25 protein-coding genes are annotated in these 26,640 nt (G+C 73.6%); 15 read left to right on the top strand and 10 right to left on the bottom strand.

Annotated features, from left to right (window positions below; translation table 11 throughout):
* Nucleotides 1–963, bottom strand: a 963-nt coding sequence (locus JWP64_RS01870; protein WP_297491503.1) for an amidohydrolase family protein, incomplete at its 3' end; no start/stop codon positions are given.
* A 53-nt stretch (nt 964–1,016) separates the two neighbouring features.
* Entirely contained in the window at nt 1,017–2,045 is a 1,029-nt protein-coding gene (locus JWP64_RS01865) for an NAD(P)-dependent alcohol dehydrogenase (protein WP_297491500.1), read from the bottom strand.
* Nucleotides 2,046–2,389: 344 nt separating this feature from the next.
* On the opposite strand from JWP64_RS01865, the gene JWP64_RS01860 reads away from it, so the two are divergent.
* From JWP64_RS01860 to JWP64_RS01850, 3 genes are all read left to right on the top strand, one after another.
* Complete coding sequence (locus JWP64_RS01860) at nt 2,390–2,845, top strand: DUF4442 domain-containing protein (RefSeq protein ID WP_297491497.1); 456 nt, start codon at nt 2,390–2,392, stop codon at nt 2,843–2,845.
* Nucleotides 2,846–2,910: 65 nt separating this feature from the next.
* On the top strand, nt 2,911–3,570 hold the full coding sequence (locus tag JWP64_RS01855; RefSeq protein WP_297491494.1) for an SDR family oxidoreductase: 660 nt from the start codon (nt 2,911–2,913) through the stop codon (nt 3,568–3,570).
* Nucleotides 3,567–4,988 carry an NAD(P)/FAD-dependent oxidoreductase gene (locus JWP64_RS01850; RefSeq protein ID WP_297491491.1) on the top strand — a complete coding sequence of 474 codons (1,422 nt, stop codon included), beginning with the start codon at nt 3,567–3,569 and terminating at the stop codon, nt 4,986–4,988. Before JWP64_RS01855 ends, JWP64_RS01850 begins: the two co-directional genes overlap by 4 nt.
* Here JWP64_RS01850 and JWP64_RS01845 read toward each other — a convergent pair whose 3' ends face one another.
* The 5 genes from JWP64_RS01845 to JWP64_RS01825 all read right to left on the bottom strand — a co-directional run bounded on the left by JWP64_RS01845 (nt 4,989) and on the right by JWP64_RS01825 (nt 8,480).
* Nucleotides 4,989–5,963: a CopD family protein gene (locus tag JWP64_RS01845; RefSeq protein WP_297491487.1), complete on the bottom strand. Its 975-nt coding sequence runs from the start codon at nt 5,961–5,963 to the stop codon at nt 4,989–4,991.
* Entirely contained in the window at nt 5,960–6,538 is a 579-nt protein-coding gene (locus tag JWP64_RS01840; protein WP_297491484.1) for a copper resistance CopC family protein, read from the bottom strand. Before JWP64_RS01840 ends, JWP64_RS01845 begins: the two co-directional genes overlap by 4 nt.
* The gene (locus JWP64_RS01835; RefSeq protein ID WP_297491481.1) at nt 6,535–7,275 is read right to left on the bottom strand and encodes a YcnI family protein; all 741 of its coding nucleotides are present in this window, start codon (nt 7,273–7,275) and stop codon (nt 6,535–6,537) included. Before JWP64_RS01835 ends, JWP64_RS01840 begins: the two co-directional genes overlap by 4 nt.
* A gap of 46 nt (nt 7,276–7,321) precedes the next feature.
* Nucleotides 7,322–7,900 carry a hypothetical protein gene (locus JWP64_RS01830; RefSeq protein ID WP_297491478.1) on the bottom strand — a complete coding sequence of 193 codons (579 nt, stop codon included), beginning with the start codon at nt 7,898–7,900 and terminating at the stop codon, nt 7,322–7,324.
* A 61-nt stretch (nt 7,901–7,961) separates the two neighbouring features.
* Entirely contained in the window at nt 7,962–8,480 is a 519-nt protein-coding gene (locus JWP64_RS01825) for a DUF6474 family protein (protein ID WP_297491475.1), read from the bottom strand.
* A gap of 224 nt (nt 8,481–8,704) precedes the next feature.
* Here JWP64_RS01825 and JWP64_RS01820 point away from each other — a divergent pair, with 224 nt between their 5' ends.
* The 4 genes from JWP64_RS01820 (at nt 8,705) to JWP64_RS01805 (ending at nt 14,045) form a co-directional block, all read left to right on the top strand.
* Nucleotides 8,705–10,339, top strand: coding sequence for a TM0106 family RecB-like putative nuclease (locus JWP64_RS01820; protein ID WP_297491511.1), 1,635 nt, complete (start codon nt 8,705–8,707; stop codon nt 10,337–10,339).
* 138 nt (nt 10,340–10,477) lie between these two features.
* A complete protein-coding gene (gene msrA / locus JWP64_RS01815; protein WP_297491509.1) occupies nt 10,478–11,143 on the top strand; it encodes a peptide-methionine (S)-S-oxide reductase MsrA in 666 nt (221 codons plus the stop codon).
* Between the two features lie 155 nt (nt 11,144–11,298).
* Complete coding sequence (locus tag JWP64_RS01810; protein ID WP_297491472.1) at nt 11,299–11,841, top strand: methylated-DNA--[protein]-cysteine S-methyltransferase; 543 nt, start codon at nt 11,299–11,301, stop codon at nt 11,839–11,841.
* Nucleotides 11,838–14,045 (top strand): FUSC family protein, encoded by a 2,208-nt coding sequence (locus tag JWP64_RS01805; protein ID WP_297491469.1) that lies wholly within the window; start codon nt 11,838–11,840, stop codon nt 14,043–14,045. Before JWP64_RS01810 ends, JWP64_RS01805 begins: the two co-directional genes overlap by 4 nt.
* Here the strand turns inward: JWP64_RS01805 and JWP64_RS01800 are convergent.
* From JWP64_RS01800 to JWP64_RS01790, 3 genes are read right to left on the bottom strand one after another with little or no spacing between them, the layout of a single operon-like run.
* Complete coding sequence (locus tag JWP64_RS01800) at nt 14,007–14,807, bottom strand: YceI family protein (RefSeq protein ID WP_297491466.1); 801 nt, start codon at nt 14,805–14,807, stop codon at nt 14,007–14,009. The two genes, JWP64_RS01805 and JWP64_RS01800, sit on opposite strands and share 39 nt — an antisense overlap.
* A complete protein-coding gene (locus tag JWP64_RS01795) occupies nt 14,804–17,641 on the bottom strand; it encodes an MFS transporter (protein WP_297491463.1) in 2,838 nt (945 codons plus the stop codon). Before JWP64_RS01795 ends, JWP64_RS01800 begins: the two co-directional genes overlap by 4 nt.
* Entirely contained in the window at nt 17,638–18,135 is a 498-nt protein-coding gene (locus JWP64_RS01790) for a MarR family winged helix-turn-helix transcriptional regulator (RefSeq protein ID WP_297491460.1), read from the bottom strand. Before JWP64_RS01790 ends, JWP64_RS01795 begins: the two co-directional genes overlap by 4 nt.
* A gap of 344 nt (nt 18,136–18,479) precedes the next feature.
* On the opposite strand from JWP64_RS01790, the gene JWP64_RS01785 reads away from it, so the two are divergent.
* The 8 genes from JWP64_RS01785 to JWP64_RS01750 all read left to right on the top strand — a co-directional run bounded on the left by JWP64_RS01785 (nt 18,480) and on the right by JWP64_RS01750 (nt 26,569).
* Nucleotides 18,480–20,072, top strand: coding sequence for a bifunctional metallophosphatase/5'-nucleotidase (locus JWP64_RS01785; protein ID WP_297491506.1), 1,593 nt, complete (start codon nt 18,480–18,482; stop codon nt 20,070–20,072).
* 27 nt (nt 20,073–20,099) lie between these two features.
* Nucleotides 20,100–21,347, top strand: coding sequence for a cytochrome P450 (locus JWP64_RS01780; protein WP_297491457.1), 1,248 nt, complete (start codon nt 20,100–20,102; stop codon nt 21,345–21,347).
* 53 nt (nt 21,348–21,400) lie between these two features.
* Nucleotides 21,401–21,895 carry a cupin domain-containing protein gene (locus tag JWP64_RS01775; RefSeq protein ID WP_297491454.1) on the top strand — a complete coding sequence of 165 codons (495 nt, stop codon included), beginning with the start codon at nt 21,401–21,403 and terminating at the stop codon, nt 21,893–21,895.
* Nucleotides 21,896–21,982: 87 nt separating this feature from the next.
* Entirely contained in the window at nt 21,983–22,429 is a 447-nt protein-coding gene (locus JWP64_RS01770; RefSeq protein WP_297491451.1) for a hypothetical protein, read from the top strand.
* 8 nt (nt 22,430–22,437) lie between these two features.
* On the top strand, nt 22,438–23,313 hold the full coding sequence (locus tag JWP64_RS01765) for a DNA-formamidopyrimidine glycosylase family protein (protein WP_297491448.1): 876 nt from the start codon (nt 22,438–22,440) through the stop codon (nt 23,311–23,313).
* A gap of 8 nt (nt 23,314–23,321) precedes the next feature.
* Entirely contained in the window at nt 23,322–24,527 is a 1,206-nt protein-coding gene (locus JWP64_RS01760; RefSeq protein ID WP_297491446.1) for a histidine kinase, read from the top strand.
* A 68-nt stretch (nt 24,528–24,595) separates the two neighbouring features.
* Nucleotides 24,596–25,474, top strand: coding sequence for a S49 family peptidase (locus JWP64_RS01755; protein WP_297491443.1), 879 nt, complete (start codon nt 24,596–24,598; stop codon nt 25,472–25,474).
* A 216-nt stretch (nt 25,475–25,690) separates the two neighbouring features.
* A complete protein-coding gene (locus tag JWP64_RS01750) occupies nt 25,691–26,569 on the top strand; it encodes a LytTR family DNA-binding domain-containing protein (RefSeq protein ID WP_297491439.1) in 879 nt (292 codons plus the stop codon).
* The last annotated feature ends 71 nt before the right edge of the window (nt 26,570–26,640 follow it).

The following is a 26,640-nucleotide window of genomic DNA, read 5'->3' as shown; positions in this document are numbered from 1 at the left end:
GTAGAGCTTGGCGGCGTTGAGCCCGAGGATCTTCTTCTTCGACGCCGTGGTGAGCCGCGGGTAGTCGGTGAAGGCGTCGTCGTCCGGCATCTGCCAGTCGACCAGGCCCTCGACCTGCCACTTCGGCTCCCAGATGCCGTAGTCGCTGCCGAAGGTCATCTTGTCCTCGCCGACCCAGAACAGCAGCTCGCCCATGACCTTGGCGAAGAACTTCGGGCGGGCGTGCATCAGGCCGCCGACCACGACCGACAACCCGGCGTAGACATTGGGCTCCTGCACCGCCATGAAGCAGAAGTCCTCGATGCGCGGCAGGCCCACGTGCTCGACGACGAAGTTGAGGCCCTGGAAGTCCGTCGCGGCGTGGTCGACGTCCGCGACGTCGAACGCGTCCTTGTCCAGCGGCCAGATGGTCGGGCCCTTGTGGACGTGGACGTTCTTGACGCCGGCGTCCTGCGCGTGCTGCAGGAACTCGTAGCACTCGGGGTCGCTCAGCTTGTAGCCGCGGGAGTCGCCGTTCCACTCCGCGGTGTAGAGCTTGATGCCCTTGTGGTGGTACTTCTCCATGTCGGCGTCGAACTCGTCGAGGCCCTTCTGCCCGTCACGCGGGTCGAAGCGGCCGTTGACGATGAGTCGCTCGCCCCACTTCTCGAGCAGCTGCGCGTTCTGGCCGGCAGTGTTGAAGCCGTTCGCGTACCACTCACGCAGGTAGGTCGACTGGAAGATCGCGTAGTCGACGTGACCCTCCTGGAACATGTCCCGCTCGAAGTCCTCGGGCGTGACCTTGAGGAAGTGCTCCCAGTCCCAGTGGGTCTCGGGCGGGCCGAGCTGGTGGTAGCCGTAGAAGCAGTCGATCCAGCCCTTGGCGAACTGCTCCTTGCCCTCGACCCAGTTCTCCTTCGAGGCGTCCCAGAAATGGCTGTGGGAGTCGACGACGAAATACTTCTCTCCGTCTTTCTCGTACATGTGGTGGTGTCCTTCCGTTCAGCGCCAGTGCTGGTCAGGGACGTGCGACGAGATCAGGGAACGAGGATCGCGCGGCCGCGGACGCGGCCGGCGTCGAGATCGTGCAGCGCGTCGAGCGCGGCATCGAGCGGGTACTGCTTCGTGTGCAGCGTGACCTTCCCGGCCTGGGCCAGGACCATCAGCTCGGCGAGGTCGTTGTAGGTGCCGACGATGTTGCCGATCACGTTCTTCTCGCCGGCCACGAAGTCCAGCGTCGGCGCGCGGAACTCGCCGCCGTAGCCGATGACGTACTGGTAGCCCGCCGGCGCGGTCATCTTCCAGGCGTCGAGCTCGGCGCCCTGCTCGGCGACGAAGTCGAACACGACGTCCGCACCCTTGCCGTTCGTCAGGTCCAGGACCGCGTCGACCTGCGTGCCGTTGGCCTCGACGGTCTCGTCGGCCCCGATCTGCTTGGCCAGGGCCAGCGCGTCCGGGTTCCGGTCGACGACGACGATCCGGGTGCCGGTGATCGCGGCGAGGGACTGGATGCCGATGTGGCCGAGGCCGCCGGCCCCCTGCACCACCGCGGTGGTGCCCGGATAGAGATGCGGGACGGCCTTGCGCACCGCGTGGTAGGCGGTGATGCCCGCGTCCGCCAGGGCGGCGACGTCGGCGGGGTTGGTGTTCGGGTCGAGCTTCACGCAGGCCCGGGCGGTGGTGCGCAGGTACTCCGCCATGCCACCGTCGTTGTTGGACAGGCCCGGGAAGAACGCGTTCTCGCACTGCATGTCCCGGCCCGCGCGGCAGGCGAGGCAGAGCCCGCAGCTGGGCTGCGGGTGCAGGATCACGGTGTCCCCGACGGCGACGTTGGAGACGCCCTCGCCGACGGCCTCGACCCAGCCCGCGTTCTCGTGGCCGATCACGTAGGGCAGCTCGGGGCCCATGGCCTCGGCCCAGTCACCGTTGATGATGTGCAGGTCGGTGCGGCACACGCCCGCGCCCCCGACCTTCACGATGACGTCCAGCGGGCCCTGCAGGGTGGGTTCGGGGATGTCGTCGATCGTCGGATCGGAGTGGTACTCGTGCACCCGGACGGCTCTCACGTCCGCACCTCCTTCTCACTCGGCACTGCGGTGTGCTCCCGGTCACGCTGATCACAATCCGGGCTGGCATGGCTCACAAGGCCGCTGATTCCGGCTGGCGAGAAAACGGTCATATCAGTCACTCACCTGAGGTGCCGTCGAGTCGGGTGCCGATCCCCCGCGCCTGTTGAACCGGCTCTGAGCTGCGAAAACTGGTAGGCCCGTGCGCCCCGCGTGCTCGTCGCCCGAGCTGTCTCATCCTGCGACGCCCTGCCTCCCGGGAGAGGCCCCGGTCCGAACGGGTGAGCCGAGGTTTCACGTGAAACGTCGCGGAGCGATATCTACTGGTGAGTAACATCGCGGTCATGGCAGACGACGCGAGCTGGGTGGCCGAGGCGATGACGGCCTCCGTGCCCTGGGTGACGACGGCGGGGATCCGGTTCGGCGCGATCACCACCGAGAGCGCCGTGGCGACCCTCCCGGACCGGCCCGAGCAGCGCAACCACGTCGGTGGTCCGCACGCGGCCGTCCTCTTCGGCGTCGGCGAGACGGCCTCGGGGGCCGTCGCATTGGCTGCGTTCGGCTCCACGATGGACCGGGCGACGCCGCTCGTCGTCCGGTCGGACATCGGGTACGTGAGGCTGGCGAAGGGCCCGATCACGGCCGAGGCGGTGCTGGAGCGCCCGGCGGCGGAGGTGATGGCCGAGCTCGACGCCGGGGTGCGACCGGAGTTCACGGTCGGCGTGGTCCTGACCGACGGCGAGGGCAGGGAGACGACCCGGATGCGGGTGGTCTGGACGTTGCGTCCCCACCGAGGGTGAGGTTTCGCCGGAAATAGCCCGGGTAGGACGAGGCGTCCCCCGGCGATCGTCGCTAGCGTCGCGCCATGCGAACTGTCATCGCCGGAGGACACGGGAAGATCGCGCTGCGGCTCGCCACGCTGCTGGCCGGCCGCGGCGACGAGGTGGTGGGCGTGGTGCGCAACCCGGACCACCGCGAGGACGTCGAGGCCACCGGCGCCACGTGCGTCGTGCTGGATCTGGAGTCCGCCGGCGCCGGGGATCTCGCGCCGCACCTCGAGGGCGCGGACTCGGTGGTGTTCGCCGCGGGTGCGGGCCCGAACAGCGGCGCGGCGCGCAAGGACACCGTGGACCGGGCCGCCGCCGAGCTGCTCGCGGACGCCGCCGCGCAGGCCGGGGTGCGCCGCTACCTGCTGGTGTCCTCCACCGGGGTCGACGCCGAGCCGTCCGCCGACCGGGGCGAGGTCTGGGCCGCCTACCTCAGGGCGAAGAAGGCCGCCGAGGAGGCGATCCGCGCCACCGACCTGGACTGGACCATCCTGCGGCCCGGCCTGCTCACCGACGCCCCGGGCACCGGGCGGGTGCTGCTCGCGCCGACGCCGGTCGAGAAGGGCGAGATCAGCCGGGACGACACCGCGTGCGTCCTCGCGACCCTGCTCGACGCCCCGTACACCGCCGGGATGGTCCTCGAGCTGCACGACGGGGACCAGGAGATCCACGACGCCGTCGCGAGGCTCCGGTCATGAGCCCCGCCGATGCCCGCGAGGAGTTCGACGTCGTCGTCCTCGGCGCCGGACCCGTCGGGGAGAACGTCGCCGACTACGCCCACCGGGCCGGGCTCTCTACGGCGGTCGTCGAGTCCGCGTTGGTCGGCGGCGAGTGCTCGTTCTGGGCCTGCATCCCGTCGAAGGCGCTGCTCCGCACCCCCAACGCCGTGGCCGCCGCGCGCCGGCTGCCCGGGGTGAGGGCGGATTTCGACCCGTCGGCGGTGCTCGCCCGCCGGGACCGGTTCGTGCACGACTACGACGACTCCGGCCAGGCCGAGTGGCTCGACGGAGCGGGGATCCGCCTGGTCCGGGGCTGGGGCCGGCTCGCGGGGGAGAAGACCGTCGCCGTCGACACCGGGGACGGCACGCGGACGCTGACGGCGCGCCACGCCGTCGTCGTCGCGACCGGGAGCACGCCGGTCACGCCGCCGATCCCCGGCATCGACACCGTCCGGACCTGGGGATCGCGGGACGCGACCGCCGCCAAGGAGATCCCGCGCCGGCTCGGTGTGCTCGGCGGCGGGGTGGTCGGGGCCGAGATGGCGCAGGCGTTCGCCCGGCTCGGCTCCCAGGTGACGAGCATCGTGCGCGGGGACCGGCTGCTCGCCTCCTACGAGCCGACGGCCGGGGAGCGGGTCGCCGAGGCGTTCCGCGCCGACGGCATCGACGTCCGGCTGAACCAGGGGCTCGACGCGGTCGCGAAGGCCGGGGACGCGATCGCCCTGACCCTCGGCGACGAGACGATCGAGGTCGACGAGCTGCTCCTCGCCACCGGGCGCAGGCCCAACAGCACGGACGTCGGCGTGGACAGCGTCGGCCTGAAGCCCGGTGAGCCCCTGACAACGGACGACTCCGGCCTGGTCCGGGGCGTCGACGGCGAGTGGCTCTACGCGGCCGGTGACGTAGCCGGCAAGGTCCCGCTCACGCACATGGGCAAGTACGAGGCCCGGATCGCGGCCGCCGCCCTCGCCGCCCGGGCCGGCGGGAAGCCCGTCGACGAGGGCCCGTGGGGCGAGCACGCCGCCACGGCGGACCGCGTCGCCGCCCCGCAGGTGGTGTTCACCGATCCCGAGGTCGCCCACGTCGGGCGGACGGCCGAGCAGGCGCGCGCCGGGGGTGTCGTCGACGTCCGCGCCGTGGAGATCGACATCGCGGTGGCCGGCTCGTCGCTGCACGCGGACGGCTACTCGGGCACGGCGGTGATGGTCGTCGACGGGACGCGGGAGGTCGTCATCGGCATGACGTTCGTCGGCCAGGACGTCGCGGAGCTGCTGCACTCGGCGACGATCGCGATCGTGGGCGAGGTGCCGCTGAACCGGTTGTGGCATGCGGTGCCGGCGTTCCCGACCATCAGCGAGGTGTGGCTGCGGCTGCTCGAGGCGTACCGGGGCAGGTGATCAGGGAGCGGTCTGGCTCAACGCCGCGGCGAGACCGATCGTCACCGCCATCAGCGCGACCTCCAGACCGGCCCACCTCAGCACCGGGAGGGTGCCGCTCCGGAGGCGCCGGCGGGCCAGCCCGCCGAGCGCGGCGAGGATCGCCAGGCAGACCGTCTTGGCCACCACGAGCTGGCCGTATCCGCTGGTCAGCAGGTCACCGAGGCTCGGAAGCCGGAGGAACGCGTTCACCAGGCCGGTGATCGTCAGCATGACGAGCGCGGCCGTCGCGATGCGGGAGAAGCGGGGCAACGCGCGCTCGAGCAGGAGGCCGCGGCGCGCGACGAGTACGAGCATCGCGCCGAGCCCGCCGACCCACAGCGCCGCCGCGCCCACGTGCAGCGCGACCATCACGACGGCGAGCTGGTGGTCCGGGGAGGATCCGGTGTGCCCGGTGACGGCCGGGGTCAGGGTCCCCAGCAGCGCGACGACGAGCAGGACGCGCGGGGGCACCGCGTCCGGCCTCCCTAGCCGGGCGGCCACGCAGCCGAACACCGCGGCGGCGCAGAGCACGGTGAGCACCAGGCCGCGGCCTGCGGCGAGGCGGGTCGCCCAAAGCGTGACGTCGCCGGCGCCGAGCGAACCGACTGGGCGGCCGTAGCCGTCCGCGGCCCGGAAGAGGATCGAGATCAGCGCCGTGACCAGCCAGAACCCGGCGACGGGCAGGATCGCCCGGTCCGCCCGGCGGACCACCGCGCCGCCGTCGCGGGCGTACCGGCCGGCCGTCGGCACCAGGATCCCGGTCAGGCTCAGCCCCACGCAGGCCACGGCCGCGGTCTCCATGGCCGATCGGCTCGCCAGGGCGCCGGCCTCGATCGACCCCGTGAGCGAGCCGACGGCGAAGGCGGCGACGAGCGCCGCGACGACCGCGAGGCCCGCCCACACGACCGGCGCGAGCCGGTCGACGGCAGCGGGCCTCGCGGTCGAGCGGGTCATCCCTCGGACCCCCCGCGGCCGAGCCGCATCGCCACGAACACGCCGGCGGCCACCAGCACCACCGCCCCGACGATCCACGGCCAGACGGGGGAGCCCCCGGAGCCGGTGTCCTGCTGGGCCACGGGCGCCGGCGCGGCGTCGGCCGGAGCCGGGGCCGCCGCCGCGCTCGACGCGAGCTGGGCGGCCGCCGGTCCGGGCGCGGTCAGGGTGAAGGCGACGCTCCCGCTGACCGGGTGCCCGTCGTCGGAGAGGACGCGGTAGCCGATCTGGTAGCGGCCCGCGGGCCCGAGCGGGTTCACCCCGACGCTCACGGTGTCCCCGTCGGCAAGGACCTCGCCGTTCTCGTAGTGCGTCGTCCCGTCCGGGCCGATCACCGTGAGCTCGTTGAAGCCCTGCTGCATGGTGTCGCTGAAGGTGACCGAGATCGTCGACGGGCCGGTGGCCAGGCTGGCGCCGTCCGCCGGGTCGCTGCTCTCGAACTCCGCGTGCGCGAACGCCGGGGAGGCGCCGAGCAGGAGCGCGAGGGTCGCGACGAGGCCGACCGCCGCGCCGCGCAGGGTGGTGCGCGTGTTCACTCCCGGCTTCCCGTCGTGGTGGTGGTCGTCGGGCCGGTGGTGCTCGGGCGGCGGTTGCGCAGGGCCGCGCCGCCGCCGAGCCCGAGGCCGAGCGCGCCGAGCAGCAGACCGCCGCCGCCCAGCCACCGGGCGGTCATGTCCGTGTCGCTGCTCGCGGGCATGACGTCCGTGGTGTGCCCGTGGCCGCCGTCCGCGGCGGCCGGGGTGAGGGTGACGGTGGGCGCCGGGTGCTCCGGCTCCGCCGCGCCCGGCGCTGCCGTCTGGTCCCAGGCGACGACCTTGCCGTCGTCGTAGGTCTGGGTGGCGGGCAGGACGAGGGTGTCCGTGTCGTCCGGCAGCGGGCCGACCGAGATCGGGAAGTCCACGAACTGCCCCGGACCGATCTTCGTTCCGGGCTGCGCGGTGAAGGTGACGGTGCTGACGGCCTTGGTGACCGTGGACTCGCCGCGCTGGATCGGCGCCGGCAGCGGGTTCGTCACGACCTGGGCCGTCCAGCCCGGCTGCGGGGTGGTCCGTGCCGAGCCGACCGGGTGGTCCGCGGGGAAGGTGACCTGCAGCTTCACCGTGCTCGCGGTGTCCGACTCGTTGGGCACGCGCAGGCTGATGACGGTGTACCCGCCCTGGGTGGCGGTGCCCGGCTGGGCGGTGACGTGGGCGAGGGCGGGGGCGGCGCCGACGAGCAGCAGGCCCCCGGCCACGGTGGTGACGGCCGCGCCGCGGCCGAGATTCTTGATCATGGTGAGGTGTCTCCGGTGACGTCCGCGCACGCCGGGGACACCGGCGTCACGCGGGAGGGATGAGGGGGATCCGAGAACGGATCCGCACCGGGGGCCCGCGGCGGAGCAGGGCGGACGTGGCAGCCCGGGCCGTGTGCCCGACGACGCCGTCGGCCGGGACCGGCAGCGTGACCGGCAGGACGTCGACGGCGGGTGGGACGAGCCGGCGCGGCAGCGCCCGGCGCAGGCCCGCGAGGAGCAGGCCCAGCAGGACGTCCACGTCCCGGAGGAGCGCGGCCGTCACCAGGGTCGCGACGGCGTGCATGACCAGCATCGACGGGCCGGACGGGCCGGCGGCTTCCGGGTGTCCGTGGCCGAGGACGACGAGCAGCTCGTGCAATGCGAACTGGCCGCCGCCGAGGACGAGCAGCAGGCCCACCGGGCCGCGCGTCCGCTCCGCGAGCCCGACCGTGGCCAGCGCCAGCAGCGGGCCGAGGACGACGAGCATCCCCAGATCGGGGAGGGTGCCGCCGCCCGCGAGGTGGCCCAGAGCCGCCAGGAACGTACCGAGCGACGCCAGCACGGCGCCCCGCATCACCGGGCCGGCCCAGGGACCGGCCCCGGACGAGGAGCTCCGGGATCGCATGACCCCAGACGGTAGCCGGTGGGGGACCCGGAGGAACCCCCTGACCCGAAAGGGCGGCCGCCTACCCCCGGATGCCGAGGTGGTCCAGCAGTTCGACCTCCACACGGTCCAGCTCGCCGGACACGGCCCGGAACGCGGTCCGCCGGCGGGCAGCGGGCATCTGCTCGGCCGCCCGGATCGCGACGGCGAGGTCCGCCAGCCGCGGCCGGGTGTCCTGCGCGAACCGGCGGGCGGCGCCGGTGGACCGGACGTCCTGGCCCGACTCCAGCTCGTCGAGCGCCTCGGCGATCCGCGAGATGCGGGCGTGCAGCGTCCCGCCGCGGCCGGTGTAGCGGCCCAGCTGGTCCGGCGGCACGCCGAGCCGACGGGCCTTGTGCAGGTCCCAGCGCTCGCGCGCGACGCCCGCCCCGGCGATGGCGTAGGGCACCAGCAGGGGCGCGACGGCCTTGCCGACCCCGATCATCCGCTTGGCGCGGGCCGGGGTGAGCTCCTTCCTGACGGCCTTGCCGACGTCCTGGGAGGTCTGCGCGACCTCCGCGAGGCCTTCGGCCGCACCGGACTTCTTCTTCCGCAGTCCCATGTGCTGCCGTCCTCCTGCTCCGTCGTCCCGGCCTGCCGGGAACGGTCGGCGGGACCGTTCACGGTGATCGCAGGCAGCTTAGGGGGCGGGGGAGGCGGTGGCAGGCGCGGAGGTTGTCGGTGGTGGTCTCTACCCTCATGCGTGTGACGGCGACGATCTCCGGGCGGGGTGACCCCCAGCCGTACCGGGCGGAGGGCCGGGCGGTCTTCCTGGACGCCTCGGCGATGACGCGTTGCCGTCGCCGCATCCATCTGGACAACGACCCGCAGGCGGCCTCCGAGCCGCGGGCCCTGCCGGACCCCGCCCTCGAGCAGCGCCGCGCGGACGCCGCCGAGCACCGCGCCCGGATCGCCGCCGAGCTGGCGGGCGCGCTGGATGAGGGCTGGCACTCGGTGCCCGAGGGGGACCGCGCGTCGCGGATCGCGGCCACCGCGGAACTCGTCGAGGCCGGCGTCCCGGTCATCGGGAACGCCGCGCTGCCGCAGGACCCGGCGGGTCGTCGCGGCGCCGCGGAGCTGCTGGTCCGGGTCCCGGGCGGGGGATACGCGCCGGTCATCGTCGTCCGGCACCGGGTCACCGATCCCGGTTCCGGCGCGTTCACCACGCCGTTGCGGGAGCCGTGGCCGGCCCTCGCCGCGCCGGACCCGGCGCGCAAGGTCCGCTCGCAGCCGCGGGACCTGTTGCGCCTCGCCCATCTCGTCCGGATGCTGCAGGCCGCGGGCTGGGCGCCGGCTGCCGACGTGCAGGGCAGCGACGTCGGCGGGGTCGTCGGCCTGGACGCGGACGTCGTCGTCTGGCACGACCTGCGGGCCGGGCACTGGCCGGGTCTGCGCAGCACGATGGACGAGTACGACGCCCGGTTCGTCGACCGGGAGGCCGTTTCCCGGGCCGCCGCCGCGGGCGGCCCCGCGCTGGCCGCGCCGTCGCGGGTACTGGAGTGCCGCAGCTGCCCGTGGTGGCCCACCTGCGAGACCGTGCTCTCGGAGGCCCGGGACGTCAGCCTCGTCGTGCGGGGGGAGACGGCCGTCGCGCTGCGCGAGGCGGGCATCCGGACCGTCGACGAGCTCGCCGCGCTGGACCCCACGGGCGAGCCGCCGGTGGCGCTGCCCGGCATGCCGTTCGCGGACACGGTGGCCCTGGCCCGGGGGTGGGGCCGCGGGCTCGCGGTCGTGCGCCGGGTGCCGCGGGTGCCCGTCCGGCGCGCGGACGTCGAGGTGGACGTGGACATGGAGAGCTTCGGGGAGTCCGGGGCGTACCTCTGGGGTGCGCTGCTGACGTTCCCGGGCGGGGTCCGCGAGGGGGACGACGCGCTGGGGCCCGAGGGCTACCGCTCGTTCGCCACCTGGGAACCGGTGCCCACCGAGGACGAGGCGCGCTCCTTCGCCGAGTTCTGGACGTGGCTGTCCCGGGTGCGGGCGCGCGCCGAGGAGACCGGGCGCACGTTCGCCGCGTACTGCTACAACGAGCAGGCCGAGAACCGGTGGCTGCTGGGCTCCGCGCGGCGCTTCGCCGGGCGGCCGGGGATCCCGCCGATCGCGGACGTCGAGGAGTTCATCGCCGCGGACTCGTGGGTGGATCTGTTCGCCGTGGTCAACGACTGGTTCCTGTGCGCGCAGGGGAAGGGCCTCAAGAAGGTCGCGCCCGTCGCGGGCTTCGCCTGGCGGGACCCCGAGGCCGGCGGGGAGAACTCGATGCGCTGGTACCGGGACGCCGTGGGGATGGACGGCGCGGAGCCCGACCCGGCGCAGCGGATGCGGCTGCTGGAGTACAACGCGGACGACGTGCACGCCACGCACGCGCTGCGGCACTGGATGTGCTCCCCGTCGATCGACGACGTCCCGCTCGCGTCCGAGCTCTGAGCCCGCGCGTCGTCCGGCCCCACGCGCGCGGTCGACCGCGCGCGTCGCGCCTCCGGGCGCGTCGGCGTCGCTCGGCGGCGCCGGAACCGAACCGGCCGGTAGCCCTCCGGACCGGCGCGTAACCTCGGGGGCATGGGGATGTTCGGGTTCGGACGTGACAAGACGTCGATGGTCGCCGCCGAGGACGCGCTTCCCGGGCGGTCCGCCCCGCTCACGGTGCCGGAGACGCACTTCGTGAACGGCAACCGCCTGGTGCCGCCCTTCCCGGAGGGGCTGTCGACGGCGGTGCTCGGCATGGGCTGCTTCTGGGGCGCGGAGCGGAAGTTCTGGCAGACCGACGGGGTGTACTCGACGGCCGTCGGTTACGCGGGCGGCTACACCGAGAACCCCACCTACGAGGAGACCTGCACCAACCTGACCGGGCACGCCGAGGTCGTCCTCGTGAAGTTCGACCCCGCCCGGGTCAGCTACGAGCAGCTGCTGAAGGTGTTCTGGGAGAACCACGACCCCACGCAGGGGATGCGCCAGGGCAACGACGTCGGCACGACGTACCGCTCCGCGCTCTACTACGTGGACGACGCCCAACGCGAGCTCGCCGAGTCCACCGCGAAGGTCTACGGCGAGGCGCTGCACGCGGCCGGCCGCGGCGAGATCACCACGGAGATCGCTCCGCTGACGCAGTTCTACTACGCCGAGGACTACCACCAGCAGTACCTGGCGAAGGTGCCGAACGGCTACTGCGGCGCCGGCGGCACGGGCGTGAGCTGCCCGATCGGCACGGGCGTCACCACCCCCGAGGCCTGACCCGACGCCTGGCCGACACGCCCGCTGACGTACACGTTCGCGGGCCGGCGCACATGCTGTGACCTGTGCGTGGGCACGTCGGCCTGGGCGCGAGCGCAGACCTGGGCGTGCGAGCGGACCTGGGCGTGAGCGCGGGTACGGAGCATGATGGCGGCGTGGCGGTCCACTGGTGCACGGTCCCCGCGCCGAGGCCGGTCGGCGCGCTCACCCTCGTCGTGAGCGACGCGGGGCTCTGCTGTGTCGCGTTCGGCGACCACCCCGAGGCGGCGACGGCCGCGGCCACCAGGCTCGGCACCGAGGCCGTCGAGGACCCTGAGGGCACCGAACCCGCCCGCACCCAGGTGCTCGAGTACCTCACGGGCGGGCGCCGGACGTTCGACCTGCCGCTGGACTGGCGGCTCACCGCGGGCAGCCCGCGCACCGTGCTGCAGACCCTGTTCGCGCACGTCGGATACGGCGCCACCATCACCTACGCCGAGCTCGCGGAACTCTCCGGCGCCTACGTCGGGCACGGCTACACCGCGGCCCGCGGCGTTGGGTCGATCATGGGCTCGAACCCGCTGCCGGTCGTCGTGCCGTGCCACCGGGTCACCGCGGCGGACGGGCTGGGCGGCTTCGGCGGCGGTCGCCCGGCCAAGGAGTGGCTGCTCGCGCTCGAGGGCGTCCTGACCCCGGCGTTCGACCTCGACCTGGGATGACCGCGCTGCTCGAGGCGGTGCGGACGCGGGATCCCGGGTTCGCGGTGCTGCGCCGGGCCGTCCGGGTCGCCCTCGCGGCGTGCGTCGTGTTCTACCTCGGCCGGTACGTGCTCGGCGACACCGTCTTCGCCGTCTACGCGGTGTTCGGCGTCGTCGCGCTCGGGGCGCTCTCCGACGTTTCGGGGCCGCCGCGGCACCGGACGAGAACGCTGCTCGGCTGCCTCGGCGTCGGCCTGGTGCTGGTGACGGTCGGGACCCTCGTCGCGGCGAGCACGGCGGCCGCGGTCGTCGGGATGCTCGTCGTCGGCTTCCTGGTCGCGTTCGCCGGGGTGGGCGGACCGCGCTTCACCGGGGTCGCGAACGGGGTGCACCTGTTCTTCATCCTGCCGTGCTTCCCGCCCTTCGCCCCGGACACGCTGCCGCAGCGGCTGCTCGGGCTGACCCTCGGCGTGCTCGCCCTGACCCTGGCGGACCGCTGGGTCCTCACCGACCCCGGACCACCGGGATTCGCCCGCCGGCTGCGCGAGGCGGCCGCGGCGGTCGGGGACCATCTCGACGCGCTCGTGACCGGCGACGACCGGCTGCCCGAGCGGCGAGCCGAGGCGTCCGGCCAGATCGAGCGGCTCCGGCTCAGCACCCTGCCGCTCGGGGAGCGCCCGGCGGGCCCCGGCAGGAGGGACCGCGGGCTCACCCACGCCGCGGACGCGCTGCGGGCCGTCCACGGCCGGATCCTCGCCATCGCGGACACGGCGGGGACGCCGCCCAACCTGCCGGCCGACGTCGTCGTCGCCCTGACCGCCGTGCGCCGCTCGCTGCTCGACGTCTGCGCTGCGCTCGGCGGCCACGGCCCGCCACCGGATCTGCGTCCCGTGGACCGGGCGATCGCCCGGGACGCCGCCGCCCGGCTCCGCCGGCTGACCGCCCCCGGCGGGGTCGCGGAACTGCTGCCGGACGCGCCGCTGCGGGTCGCGGCGCTCGAGGCGCTGTACGCCCAGCGCACCCTGGTGCTCGCCACCCGGGCCGCCGTGGGCGCACCCCCGCCGCCCGAGGCCGCGGCGGACACCGGTCCGGACGGCCCGTTCTGGTACGTCTGCGCCCCCTGGTGGGACCTCTGGCGCCGGCGCCTGGCGACGCATCTCACGCTCCGCTCGGTGTACCTGCAGAACGCGGCCCGGCTCGCGATCGGGCTGGCGGTGGCGCGGTGGGTGGCCGGCGGGCTCGAGTTGCAGAACGGCTTCTGGGTGCTGCTCGCGACGCTCAGCCTGATGCGCACCTCGGTGACGGCGACCCGGTCCGCGCTGGTTCCGGCCTTCGCCGGGACGCTCGCGGGCGCCGTCGTCGCGGCCGGGCTGCTCGCCGCGGCCGGGCCGGAGACCGTCGTCTACGCGATCGTCTTCCCGCTGCTGCTGGTGGCGTCGCTGGCCGGCGGGCCGCTGCTCGGGCCCGCCGTCGGCCAGGGGCTGTTCACGATCCTGGTGTCGGTCCTGTTCGCGCAGCTCTCCCCGGCGGGCTGGTCGCTCGCCGGGGTCCGGATCCTCGACGTGGCGGTCGGCGGGGTCGTCGGCATCCTGATCGGGGTCGCGGTGTGGCCCAGCGGCGGGCGCCGGGAGGTCCGGCGGGCCGCGGCGCGCTGCCTCACGGTCGGGGCGGACGGGATCGAGCGCACCGCCGACCTCCTGACGGGCCGGCCGCGGGTCCGGGAGCAGGACTCGCCGAGACCGGTGGACGAGTACCGCCTGCTGGTGCTCTTCGACGCGAGCTACGCCCAGTACCGCTCGGAGCCCCATCCGCGCCGCGACGACCCGGTGGACTGGCTCGCCGTGCTCGGCGCCGCCCACCGGCTGTACCGGGGATCGGCCGCCCTGCGCCGCCGGTTCGCCGACGCCGAGCCGCTGCCCTGGCCCGTGGTCACGGCCGGGATGCGGGCCGCGGGACACGCGACGGCCGAGCGGTACCGGAGGGTGGCGTCCGCGCTGGCGGTCGACGAGCTGCCGGACCCCGGGCCCGATCCGGAGCCCGGCCTGCCGGAGTGGGTCCGCGTCGCGGCCGAGAAATGCGACCAGGTCGACCATCCGGAGGCGATGCTCCGGGTGATCGACCTGTGGGGCTGGCTGAGCTGGCTCGCCGACGACCTGTCGCGGATCTCGGCCGGGGCCGGCGAGCGGTCAGCCCAGGACGGCCTGGATGTCGATGTCGATCCGTAGGGTCCGGCCGATGGCCAGGACGCCGGCCAGCACGGACTGGTTCCAGCTGATCGCGAAGTCGTCCCGGGAGACCTCGGTGGTCGCCGAGAACGCCGCGCGGGTGCCGCCCCAGAGGTCCGGTCCGGTCCCGCGGTAGGTGACGTCCAGCGGGACCGCCGCGCTCACGCCCTTGAGGGTGAGCACACCGTCGAGCCGCCAGTGCCGCGCGTCGATCCGGACGAGTCCGTCGCTCTTGTAGGCGATCTCCGGGAACACACCCGTGTCGAGGAAGTCCGCGGTGCGCAGGTGCGTGTCCCGCGTCTCGTCGTCCGAGTCCACGGACGCCGGATCGATCACGACCTCGACCGAGCTGTTCTCCAGCGGGTCCGCGACCTGGATCTGGCCGGCGAACTTGCGCAGCCGCCCGTGGATCCGGCTCAGCCCCAGGTGCAGGGCCGTGGCCTGGATGCTGGAGTGCTGGGGGTCGATCTGCCAGGTGCCCGGGGCCGGCAGCACGTCGCCGCCGACCTTGGGCAGTTCCAGCACGCCGAGCGACGTGGCCCGGCCCTCGACCAGCGCGATCGTCCGGGCGGCGGGCTCGTGGCCCGCCGCCGCCGCGATCACCGTGTACGACCCGCCGGCCAGCCCGTCGAGGACGAACCCGCCGTCCTCCCGGCTGGACGCCCGGCCCTGCTGCACGCCGGTCGCGTCGACCGCGGTCAGTGTGCCCCCGGCGACCGGCCAGCCGTCGGGAGTCGTCAGACGCCCCGAGAGCTCACTCATCTCATTCCTCCTGCTATTCCCGTCTGATCCGGCGCGCCCGCCGAATGCGGCGCCGGGAACTCGACGTCCACGGAGGTCACCTCGCCGGCTCCCACCTGGACGATGCTCGCGACCGGCGCGTAGCCGCTCGCCGTGAGCGTGTAGGCCCCGCCCGGCAGGTCCTCGAACGCGAAGCTGCCGTCCGGGGCGGTGACCGTGGACGCGACGACCGTCCCGCGCGCGTCGATCAGGGTGGCGAGCGCCTCGCCGACCCCGCGCCCGTCGCTGGCCGCGACGACCGTCCCGACGAGCCGGGCGCGGCGCGGCAGCGCGACGTCCCGGTCGATCGTCGTCCCGTTGCCCAGCTCGACCGACTGCGCGACCGGCTGGAACGCCGGACCGGTGATCGTGAGCGTGTAGCGGCCCTCGGGCACCCCGGCCAGCGTGTAGCGGCCCGTCGCGTCCGGTGACCCGGTGGCCGCGACGTCGCCGCGCGCGTCGATCAGGGTCAGCATGGCCAGCCCGACGGGTGTGCCGTCGGCGTCCCGGATCGTGCCGCGCACGCCGCTGGTGCCGGCGAGCGGGACGTCGTGGCGGACCGGGCGGTCCGCAACGGCGACCATCGCGGCGTAGGGCTGGAACGTGCCGGAGGTGGCGACGACGAGGTAGGTCCCGCCCGTCGACACCGCGATCCGGTAGTTGCCCTCGCGGTCCGTGGTCGTGCGGCCCTCCTGGCGGCCCGCCGGGTCCGTCAGGGTGACGACGGCGCCGGCGAGGCCGGTGCCGTCCGCGCGGTGCACGATGCCGGACACCGCCGGGCCCTCACCGCCGTGGAACCCGCCGTTGTGCGCCGCCGCGGGCACCACGGGGATCGGGCCGGTGGCGGCCGCCGGGTCCTCGAAGGGACGCGTGGAGACCGGGCCGGTCTCCCCGGCCAGGTGGGGTGCCTGCGGGGAGCCGTCGCCGTTGAGACCCGCGGACATGGCGTGCCGTCCTCTCGTGCCGTTGCCGTTGCTGTTCCATCCGTCGCCGTTCGCCGACCCGACCGGCGGGTGCCCGTTGGCCGACGCGCCCGGCGGGGCTCCACCGACTCCGCCCATGGCCGCCCCGGCCAGGGCGGGCTCGCGGTGCTGCTCCAGCGCCTCGACCGCGGCACCGACGGTCGCCGGCGGCTCGGGCTGCCCGGCCTCCTCGGCCAGCCGTGCCTGGGCACCGGACATGGTGCGCAGCGGGAGCTCCTTGATGAACAGGACCAGCACGAACGCCACGGCGAGCACGCACGCGACGATCAGGAAGGTCAGCGTCATCGACTCGGTGAACCCGACGAGGAACGGGCGCGCCAGCCGCGCGTCGATCCGCTGCAGGAACGACGAGTCGTTCAACACGCCGGTCGCGTTCGCGTTGCCGCTCCGCAGTGCGCCCAGGATCTGCGCGTTGGCCGGGTTCGAGGTGACGGCGGGATCGGCCAGCGCGCCGTCGAAACCGGTCGCGGAGGCCGTCCGGAAGGCGCCGGAGATCTTGTCGCCGACCGTGCTGAACAGGATCGACAGGAAGATCGCGGTGCCCAGCGTGCCGCCCATCTGGCGGAAGAACGTGGACGACGCGGTCGCGACGCCCATGTCCCGGGCGGGGACGGCGTTCTGCACCGCCAGCACGAGCGTCTGCATGCACAGCCCGAGGCCGAGGCCGAAGAGCGCCATGTAGAGGTCGAGCTCCCAGAGCGGGATGTCCACGTCGAGCAGGAAGTGCATCAGCAGCATCGCCCCGACCATGAACGCCGTGCCGACGATCGGGAAGATCTTGTACTTGCCGGTGCGCGAGGTGATCTGGCCGGAGACGATCGAGGCGACCATGATCCCCCCGACCAGCGGCAGCATCAGGAACCCGGACTCGGTCGGGCTGGCCCCGTGCACGATCTGCAGGAACTGCGGCAGCAGTGCGATGCCGCCGAACATCCCCATGCCGATGACGACGCCGGCGACGCTGGACAGGCTGAACACGCCGTTGCGGAACAGCCGCAGCGGGAGCAGCGCGTCGTCGCCGTAGTAGCGCTCGGCCAGGATGAACAGGACTATGCCGACCACGCCGACGACGTAGCAGGTGATCGAGCGTCCGGAGTCCCAGCCCCATTCGCGGCCCTGCTCGGCGACGATCAGCAGCGGCACGAGCCCGATGGCGAGCGCGACGGCCCCCGGCCAGTCGATGCGCGCCTTGCGCGGGGTGTGCGGCACGTTCAGCACCTTGGCGACGACCACCAGCGCCACTGCGCCGATCGGCACGTTCACCAGGAAGATCCAGCGCCACCCGTCGATGCCGGCGATGCTGGCCTGGCCGGACAGCACGCCGCCGATGACCGGCCCGAGCACGCTCGACGTGCCGAACACCGCGAGGATGTAACCCTGGTAGCGGGCCCGCTCCCGTGGCGGCACGATGTCGCCGAGGATCGTCAGGGCCAGGGCGAACAGGCCGCCGGCGCCGAGTCCCTGCACGGCGCGGAACGCCGCGAGCATGTACATCGATGTCGCGAACGTGCACAGGACGGACCCGACGAGGAAGATCGAGATCGCGAAGAGGAAGAGCGGCTTGCGGCCGTAGATGTCCGAGAGCTTCCCGTACAGCGGCGTGGAGATCGTGCCGGTGATCAGGAACGCCGTGGTGGCCCAGGCCTGCTGGCTCAGGCCGCCGAGGTCGTCGGCGATGGTGCGGATGGCCGTGGACACGACGGTTTGGTCGAGAGCGGCCAGGAACATGCCGAGGGCGAGCCCCACGAGGATCGTGACGATCTGCTTGTGCGAGAGCTCACCTCCCCGGTCCGTCTCCGGGGCCGGCCGTGGAACGGCGGCGGCGGTGGTCATCGGGTTCCCCCCTGATCGTGGACTTGCAGATCGGTGACGAAGCGGCTCAGGAGCTCGGCCAGCTGCGTACGGTGTTCCGGCGTCCACCCGGAAAGCGCGGTGGCGAGCTGCTCCGCGCGACGGCGGCGTTCGAGGTCGAGGATCCGGGTGCCGTCGGTGGTGGTGGCGAGCAGCGTGGCGCGCCCGTCGCCCGGATCGGCCCGCCGCTCGACGAGCCCCGCCTTGACCAGGCCCGCCACCTGTCTGCTGATGGTGGACGGGTCCGCGCACATCGCCGCGGCGATCTCACCGGAGCGCTGCGGGCCGTCGACGGCGAGGTGGGCGAGCACGGGGAACGCCGCGCTCTCCAGCTCGGCCTCTGCGCGATGGGCCCCCACCCGCTTGACGAGGCGGATCAGCATGACCAGCTCGTGGGCGACGCGGTCCGCGAGCGCGAGGTCGTCCTCGCCCGGACCGGGCGGCGGCGCGGTCAGCGCCGGGGTCCCACTCGCCATGGCAGCTCCTGATGATCTCTTTACCTTTGCTTTGCGTGTATCACGCAAGCAGTTGCTGGGCTCAACCATGCACCTGTGCCGTCGCTTCGGGCAACCCGAAAACGGGCCTGCGGGTGGTGATACCCGCCACCGCGGGAGGGCGCCGCGGCCCCCGTGTGTCCCGAGGGTGACGATCAGGCGACGGGTCCGCGCCCACGGTGGTGGCGTGGCGTTCCCTTCGTGACACTCGTGCCGTGGCGGCGCACGAATCCGGGTCGGTTGCCCGCTCCCGCAGGACCCGGACCGTTCTGCTCGTGGTCGGGGCGCTCGTGGTCGGATCGCTCCTCGCGCTCGCCGGGAAGGCCGTGTCCGGCCCGCCCTCGGGCAGCACCCCCGTCGCGGTGCGGCTGATCGCCCTCAACGACCTGCACGGGAACCTGGAACCGCCCTCCGGGTCGTCAGGGCGGGTGGTCGACGCGGGCGGCGCGAACGTCGACGCGGGCGGCGCGGCCTTCCTCGCCACGCATGTCGCGCAGCTGCGCGCGCAGAGCCCCTCGGTCCTGCTCTCGGTGGGGGACAACGTGGGCGCCTCGCCCGTCGCGTCCGCGCTCTTCCACGACGAGCCGACGATCGACCTGCTCGACCAGCTGGGCGTCGCCGCGTCGACCGCCGGCAACCACGAGTTCGACGAGGGCTACGCCGAGCTGCAGCGCATGCAGGCCGGCGGCTGCCACCCGACCGACGGCTGCGAGTTCCGCCCGGAGTTCGCGGGCGCCACGTTCCCGATCCTCGGGGCCAACGTCGTGCGGGACTCCGGGGAACCCGCGCTGCCGGCGTCGACCGTCGTCGAGGTGGGCGGGGTGAGGATCGGCGTCATCGGCGCGACGCTGCGGGACCTGCCCACGGTCGTCTCCGCCGAGGGGGTGCGCGGGCTGAGGTTCACCGACGAGATCGAGGCGATCGACGCGGCCTCTGACGCGCTGACGGCACGGGGCGTGAAGGCGCAGATCGTGCTCCTCCACCAGGGCGACGAGGGTGCCGGGGGCGGCCCGTCGGAGTGTGCTGTGAAGCCGGACGGGCCCGGCTCGGCGATCGCGCGGGGGGTCTCCGCGCAGGTCGACGCCGTGTTCACCGCCCACACCCACCAGCAGTACGTCTGCTCCGTGCCCGACCCGGCCGGTGTGCAGCGGCCCCTGGTGCAGGGGCTGTCCTTCGGCCGGCTGCTGTCCGTCGTCGATCTCGCGGTGGACCCGGGGACCGGCGACGTCGTGCGGGCGGACACCCGGGCGCGCAACGAGATCGTGACCCGGGACGTGCCGCCTGACCCGGCCGCGGAGGCCCTGGTCGCCGAGGCCACGGCGAAGGCCGCGCCGATCGCGGACGAGCCCGTCGGCTCGCTCGCCGGGGACCTCGTGCGGGCCGCGGGACCGTCCGGCGAGTCCCCGCTGGGTGACGTCGTCGCCGACGCCCAGCTCGAGGCCACGCGTGGGGCCGGGGCGCAGATCGCGATCACGAACCCGGGCGGCATCCGGGCGGACCTGCAGGGCGGCACCGTCACCTACGGCGAGGCGTTCACCGTGCAGCCCTTCGGCAACATCATGCAGACGATCACGATGACCGGGGCGCAACTCGACGCCGTCCTGGAACAGCAGTGGCAGCAGCAGAGCCCTCGGATCCTGCAGATCTCCTCGGCCATGGCCTACACCTGGTCGCAGGCCGCGCCCGCGGGGGAGAAGGTCTCGGGCATCACGATCGACGGCGCCCCGGTGGACCCGGCCGGCCGCTACCGGGTCTCGGTGAACAACTTCCTCGCCGCGGGCGGGGACAGCTTCACCGTGTTCGCCCGGGGCACGGACCTGCTCGGCGGCCCGGTCGACCTCGACGCCCTGCTCGCCTTCCTCGCGGCGCACCCGAACCTGGTCCCGCCGCCCACCACCCGGATCACCACCGCCCCGTGACCCCGGCCCGCGGGTTACGGTCCGGGGGTGTCGACGTCGCCGGTGACCGAGAACGTCTTCGACCCGCGGATCTTCGCGCGCGGGGTCCCGCACGAGGCGCTGCGCCGGCTGCGTGACCACGACCCGGTGTCCTGGCAGGAGGAGCACGAGGTCGGGATCTGGCCGGCCGGGCCGGGGTACTGGGCGGTCACCCGCTACGACGACGTCCGGCACGTCCTGCGCAGCCCGGCGGACTTCTCGTCCTCGCTCGGGGCCACGCAGATCCGCGATCCCGCGCCGGCGGACCTGCCGTTCATCCGCCGGATGATCCTCAACATGGACCCGCCCGAGCAGGTCCGGCTGCGCACGCTGGTGACCGGCGCGTTCACCCGCCGGCGGCTGGAGCGGTTCGCCGGGACGGTCCGCGACCGCGCCGCCGCGCTGCTCGACGCCGTCGTGGCCGACGGGCGCTGCGACCTCCCGCGCGACGTCACCGACGACCTCCCGCTGCAGAACCTCGCGGACCTGCTCGGCGTCCCCGCCGCGGACCGCGCGCTGCTGCTGGAGTGGACGAACCGGGTGATCGGCTATCAGGACCCGGAGCACGGCACGGTCCTCACCGACGCGGACGGCAACCCGGTCAACCCGCGCTCGCCCGCCGCGCTGCAGGACATGTTCGACTACGCCGAGCAGCTCGCCGAGGCCAAGCGCCGCGATCCCGCCGACGACGTGCTGACGGCGCTCGTCGAGGCCGAGGTCGACGGCGAGAAGCTCACCGACGCCGAGCTGAAGATGTTCTTCTTCCTGCTGGTCGTCGCCGGGAACGACACCGTCCGCAGCGCGCTGCCCGGGGGCGTCCTCGCCCTCGTCGAGCATCCGGTGGAGTACGCCCGGCTACGGGCGGACCCGGCGCTGCTACCCGGCGCGATCGAGGAGATGCTGCGCTGGCACCCGCCGGTGCTCACCTTCCGGCGTACCGCGACGAGGGACGTCGAGCTCGGCGGCCGGCGGATCGCGGCGGGGGACAAGGTCGTCGTCTACCACGTGTCCGCGCACTTCGACGAGCGCCGGTTCGCCGACCCCCTCCGCTTCGACCTCAGCCGCTCCCCGAACGACCACGTGGCGTTCGGCCAGGGGCCGCACCTGTGCCTCGGCGCGGTGTTCGCCCGGATGCAGCTGCGCGCCTTCTTCACCGAGTTCCTCGCCCGGTTGCCGCAGGTCGAGCTCGACGGCGAGCCGCGCCGCCTCACCTCCAACTTCATCAACGGGATCACCCGGCTGCCCCTGCGCTGGTGACCGTCGCCCGAGGCCCTAGTCTCGCCCGCACACGATCACGGGAGGATCCTGCGGTGACGAGGTACGGCCGGGCCGTCGTTCTGGTCCTCGGCGCCGGCGCCCTGCTCGCCGGGTGCGCACAGCCCGGGCAGTTGGGGGCCACGCCGGCCACCGTGACGGTGACCGCGCCCGCCCCCGCGCCGGTGACGGCCCCGGCGCTGCCGGAGACGGTTCGCGGGACGATCGACGTCCCGGTGCGGGTCCGGACGCCGGGCCCCGCCGAGTACTCGGTCCGAACGATCACGATGCAGCCCGGGGAGACCACCGGCTGGCAGCAGCACCCCGGGACCGAGACCACGGTCGTCGAGGCCGGGGCGGTGACCCTCCTCGAGGAGGACGCGTGTGACCCCCGGACCGTAGCCACGGGCAGCGGCCTGTTCGTGGCCGACGCGGTGCCCCACGTGCTGCACAACCCGGGCCCGGAACCGGCGCGGCTCGTCGTCGCCTACCTGCTGGCGCCCGGCGCGCCGGAGTCCTCCCCGGTCCCGCCCGCCTGCGCCGAGGGGTGATCTCCGGGCACGCACCCGGAGATCACCGTGTGCGGCCCGGTCTGTGGGACAGTTGACGCTGCGGACACCGGGTGGCGGCGGGGAGACATGGGTACGAAGACGGTCATCGGGGCAGACCAGCGCGAGTGGCAGGTCAAGCGCAACATCGAGTGGTCCACCCCGGCCACCGGGGACGAGTTCGAGCACGACGTCGACGGCGGCCGCGGCGCGGCCCTGATGATCCTCTCGTCGCTGTTCCTGATGTGGGTCGTCGTGTTCGCCTGGAAGCCCGCCGGTGTCAACGTCCCCTGGTTCTACATCCTGGTCTTCATCCTCGTCCTCGGGTTCTTCCCGGTGCGCTGGTACCTGCGCCGGCCCTGGACGATCAACGCCAAGACCCAGGGCAGCTACGAGGACGGGCTGCCCGCCGAGAACTGGACCGGGATGGTCCGCGGGATCGGCAAGGCCCGGGAGGAGATGCGCGTCGTCGTCCGCAGCCTGAAGACGCGGGCCACCCCGGGACACGCGGACAGCCCGCTGCAGCCCGTGAACTAGGCGGCCCGATGCCCGAGTCGCCCGAGATCGAGGCGTTGGCCCACCACCTGCGCGAGAACGCGGTCTACCGCCCGGTCGCACGCGTGGACGTGGCGAGCATGAGCGCCGTCAAGACGTTCGACCCGCCGGTGACCTCGCTGGTCGGACGGGTGGTGACGGGCGCGGCGCGCTACGGGAAGTTCCTCTCCGTCGAGTTCGCGGACCGGCCCGGTGAGGAGCTGCACCTGGTCACACACCTGTCCCGGGCGGGCTGGCTGCGCTGGCACGAGACCGCGTCGACCACGCCGCCGAAGCCCGGCCGCGGGCCGCTGGAGTTCCGGGTGCACCTGGACACGGTCGGCGGGCCCGGGTTCGACCTCACCGAGGCCGGCACGCAGAAGCGCCTCGCGGTCCACCTGGTCCGGGACCCGCAGGAGATCCCCGGGGTCGCGCGGCTCGGCCCGGACGCGCTGACCCTGGGCCGGGACCAGCTCGCCGAGCTGCTGGCCGGGCAGGGCGCCCGGCTCAAGACGTTGCTGGTGGACCAGAAGACGATCGCCGGGATCGGCAACGCCTACAGCGACGAGATCCTGCACACTGCGAAGCTCTCCCCGTTCGCCGTCGCCGGCCGGCTCCCGGAGGAGAAGATCGACGCGCTGGCCGTGGCGATGCACGCGGTCCTCACCGACGCGGTGGACCGCTCGGTGGGGCAGGGCGCGGCGACCCTGAAGGGGGAGAAGCGCTCCGGCCTGCGGGTGCACGCGCGGACCGGGCTGCCGTGCCCCGTCTGCGGCGACACCGTGCGGGAGGTCTCCTTCGCCGACCGGTCGTTCCAGTACTGTCCGACCTGTCAGACCGGCGGCAAGCCTCTCGCCGACCGGCGGTTGTCGCGGTTGGTGAGGTAGGACGGATCTTGGGAGAGCTGCTCGCCTCGCCGGCAGTGCTGCTGCTCAGCCTGGTGGTGCTGGCGGTCGTCGTGATCGTCGCGCTGGTCCTGATCCGCCGCGCCCGCCGCAACACCTTCGCCAGCCCGCTCGAGCGGGCCACCTTCGCAACGCTGCACACCGTCGCGCTCGCCGCGCCGGCTCTGCGCGAGGGCCTCTCGCACAGCTCGGCGTCCTTCGCGCTGCCGTACCTGCGGACGCTGCTGGAGACCTGCGCGCTGAGCATGACCGACGGCCGCGGCGAGGTCCTGGCCTGGGACGGGGACGCGGACCAGCACAAGCCGGACGTCACCTCGCTCGCGGACCAGGTGATCTCCACCGGGCGCCAGCAGGTCATGTCGCACACGTCGATCGCCTGCCAGTACCCGGCGTGCGAGGTCCGCGGGATCGTCGTGGTGCCGCTGGAGAGCGACGGCGCGATCATCGGCACGCTGGCCGCGCTGACGACGTCGACGGCCGGCCCGGTGCTGCTGCGCGCCACCGCCGAGGTCGCGCGCTACGTCTCCAGCCAGCTCGAGCTCGCCGAGCTCGACGAGTCCCGGGCCCGGCTCAACCGCGCGGAGGTCCGGGCGCTGCGCGCGCAGATCTCCCCGCACTTCGTCTACAACGCGCTGACGACCATCGCCTCCTTCATCCGTACGGACCCGGTCCGCGCCCGTGAGCTGCTGATCGAGTTCGCGGACTTCACGCGCTACTCGTTCCGCACCGCGGGGGAGTACACGACGCTGTCCGACGAGCTGACGAACATCGAGCGCTACATCGCGCTGGAGAAGGCCCGGTTCGGGGACCGGCTCAACATCAAGCTGCAGATCGCGCCCGAGGTGCTCAACGTCGTCCTGCCGTTCCTGGCGCTGCAGCCGCTGGTGGAGAACGCGGTGCGGCACGGCCTGTCCGGCAAGCCCAACGGCGGCACGATCACGATCACCGCGGAGAACGCCGGCGCCGAGTGCGTGATCATCGTCGAGGACGACGGCGTCGGCATGGACCCGGCGCGGCTCACGGAGGACCTGGACGACGCCCACCTCTCCGGCGCGCACGTCGGGCTCGGCAACGTCGACGACCGGATGCGCTCCGCCTTCGGCGACGACTTCGGCCTGGTCGTGGACACCGCCGTCGGCGCGGGCATGAAGATCACCCTTCGGGTGCCGAAGTTCCGCGCCGGCATCCGCGTCTGAAGTGCACCCCGGTCAGGCCGCGTTGTGGCTCCATGGCGCGGGGTGGGGTCCCGCGTACCTTGGGCGCCATGGTGTCTTCACTGCAGGACCGGCTGACCTCGAGACTCCCCGGCAGGCTCGGTGAGCGCTCGGACAAGCCGGTCGTCTCGATGGTGCGGCTGCACGGGGTGATCAGCCCGCAGGCCGGACCGGTCCCGCGCGCGGTGATCAACGCCCAGTCGACCGAGAAGGTCCTCGAGCGCGCGTTCGAGGTGGAGCGGCTCGCCGCCGTCGCGCTGCTGATCAACTCCCCGGGCGGGTCGCCCACGCAGTCCGCGCTGGTCGCGGACCGGATCCGGGGACTCGCGCAGGAACACCGGGTACCGGTCCTCGCCTTCTGCGAGGACGTCGCGGCCTCCGGCGGGTACTGGCTCGCGTGCGCGGCGGACGAGATCTACGCCCACCCGACGTCGATCGTCGGGTCGATCGGCGTGATCAGCCAGGGCTTCGGGCTGGAGGGCCTCATCCAGCGGTTCGGGATCGAGCGCCGGCTCTACACCGCGGGCGGCTCCAAGGCGCGGCTGGACCCGTTCCTCCCGGAGAAGCCGGAGGACGTCGAGTGGCTGCGCGACCTGCAGGACCAGCTGCACGTGCTGTTCCAGGACTGGGTGACCGAACGGCGCGGGGACCGGTTGAAGGAGGACGAGGACCTGTTCACCGGGGAGGTGTGGACGGGCGCCCGGGCGGTGGAGGTCGGTCTCGTCGACGGGCTCGGCACGCCCCGCGGCGTGCTCACCGAACGGTTCCCCGACGCCGAGCTCACGCCCGTCGAGGGACGTAAGCCCCTCCTGGCCAGGCTCGGCCTGGGAGCACCGGCCGCCGCGCGCAGCCTGGCGGGCGTCGACTCGATGCTCGGCGTGGCCCAGGCTGCCGACATCAGAGCGACATGGGCACGCTACGGTCTGTAGCTTCGCCGGTGGTGGGCGGAAAACCGGAGGGTGAACCGTGAGGTGACACTTCCGGTGGGTAGCCGATCGGTCGCTGTTTGGTGCGGTGCTCTGGCATTGGACCCGAATCACCGTCACCATGGTCGTCGGAGCCGGGGACGAGTTCGTCGAGAGTGTCGAGAACGACGTGGGGAGTCGTGCCCGGCCGGAGCACCGGGCACGCAGGATGAGGAGATCGTGGACAGCAACGACAGCTCCGGAGGTCTGGTCGTACTCGCAGTGGACGACGAGGAGCCCGCTCTCGAAGAGCTGGCCTTCCTGCTCGACGAGGACGCCCGGGTCGACGTGGTCCTGAAGGCCGGTAACGCGACGGAGGCGCTGCGGATCCTGCACGAGCGGCCGAGCGCGGGGGACGCCTCGGCGGTGGCGCACGCGGCCCGCAACGGTGCGACGAACCCCGTCACCGGAACGGGCATCGCCGAGCGCACGGACGTCGACGTCGTGTTCCTGGACATCCGCATGCCGGGCCTGGACGGGCTCGAGCTCGCCCGGGTGTTCAGCTCGATGGCCCAGCCGCCCGAGGTCGTCTTCGTCACCGCGCACGACGACCGCGCGGTCGACGCCTACGAGGTCGGCGCCAAGGACTACCTGCTCAAGCCGCTGCGCTCGGAGCGGCTCGGCGCCGCCCTGGATCGCATCCTGGCCAACCGGGCAACCGTCGCGGCGGCCGAGCCGGCGCCGGAGCAGGGCAACGAGGACGAGGTGATCCCCGTCGAGCTGGCGGGCACCACGAAGCTCGTCCCCCGCTCCGCCGTGCGCTACGTCGAGGCGCAGGGGGACTACGCCCGCCTGCACACCACGGACGGCAGCCACCTGGTGCGGATCCCGCTCTCGGTGCTCGAGGACCGCTGGCGGGACGCCGGGTTCGTCCGCATCCACCGCTCGTTCCTGGTGTCGCTGCCGCTGGTCACCGAGCTGCGGCTGTCCGGATCCGGGTACGTGGTGCGGGTCGGGTCCGGCCCGGACACCGCCGAGCTGCCGGTCAGCCGCCGGCACACCCGTGAGCTGAAGGACCGGCTGGTCCGCGCGACGAAGCAGGCGTGGAGCCAGAGGTGAGCACGTCCGTCGACGGGCGGGCCGGAGGGGTCGGCCGCGCCGGTCCCGCCGGCCCGGCCCCGTCGGCGGAC

This window comes from Pseudonocardia sp., from assembly GCF_025465255.1.
Lineage (GTDB): Bacteria > Actinomycetota > Actinomycetes > Mycobacteriales > Pseudonocardiaceae > Pseudonocardia.
The sequence above is the reverse complement of the archived record's forward strand: the minus strand, read 5'-3'. Positions and strand labels throughout refer to the sequence as shown.